Below are 424 nucleotides of genomic sequence, written 5' to 3' on the forward strand. Positions count from 1 at the left end.
GGTTCCGGCGGAGATCGACGATCTCGTCATGCGGCTGACAGAGGAGACGGCCGACCTCCTGCAGAGCGAGCCGGATGCGCTCGACCGTATCGCCATTTTCGGCTTCCCCAGCCAGATCGCCAATCTCCGCGACCCGATTGCCCAATTCCTCGCCACCATCTTCGAACCCACCCGCTATCATGCCAATGTCAATCTCCGCGGTTTCTACCTGACCTCGGGCACGCAGGAAGGCACGCCGATCGACCAACTGCTCGGGGCGATGCAGACGAGCTTCGCCAGCCCCAGCACCGCCCAGATGTCGGGCAAGGGCAAGAGCTATTTCCTTTACGACCTCTTGACCAAGGTCATCTACCCCGAAGCCGGCTGGGTCTCCAAGGACATGCGGGCGATCCGCCGCGAAGCCTTCTTCCGCTGGGGGCTGATC

1 protein-coding gene is annotated in these 424 nt (G+C 62.7%); it reads left to right on the top strand.

Annotated elements, in window-relative coordinates; genetic code table 11:
• Positions 1 to 424, top strand: a 424-nt coding sequence (locus AC1D0P_RS30355; protein WP_477680125.1) for a type VI secretion protein IcmF/TssM N-terminal domain-containing protein, incomplete at both ends; no start/stop codon positions are given.

It is taken from the genome of Polaromonas sp. P1_G2 (genome assembly GCF_056405515.1).